This is a genomic window from Sabulibacter ruber, assembly GCF_017355955.1.
In the GTDB taxonomy this organism is placed as follows: Bacteria; Bacteroidota; Bacteroidia; order Cytophagales; family Hymenobacteraceae; genus Nibribacter; species Nibribacter ruber_A.
The window spans coordinates 1-285 of sequence record NZ_JAFFID010000108.1 but is presented as its reverse complement, the minus strand read 5'-3'; the positions used below and the strand labels follow the sequence as shown (position 1 = coordinate 285).

Annotated in this window: 1 protein-coding gene; it reads left to right on the top strand. The window is 74.7% G+C overall.

Annotated features, from left to right (window positions below):
* The coding region (locus JT719_RS24655) for a hypothetical protein (protein WP_207436432.1) at positions 1–285 on the top strand (285 nt) is incomplete at both ends.

Genomic DNA, 285 nt, shown 5'->3' with positions numbered 1-285 from the left:
CCGGGCGCGCCCGCCGCCAGGGCTGCGCGCAGCCGCTCGGCGGTCGGCAGCTCCGCGCCGAAGGCGTGCAGCGCATCACCGTGGTGTCGGATGAGCCGGAGAAATACGGGATCGGCCACGGGCTGCCCCCCTTCACCACGGTGGAGCACCGCGACGAGCTGGACCGCGTCCAGCGGGAGATGCGCGAGATCCCCGGCGTGTCGGTGCTGATCTACGACCAGACCTGCGCGACCGAGAAGCGCCGCCGCCGCAAGCGCGGCCGCATGGCCGACCCGGCCATGCGGC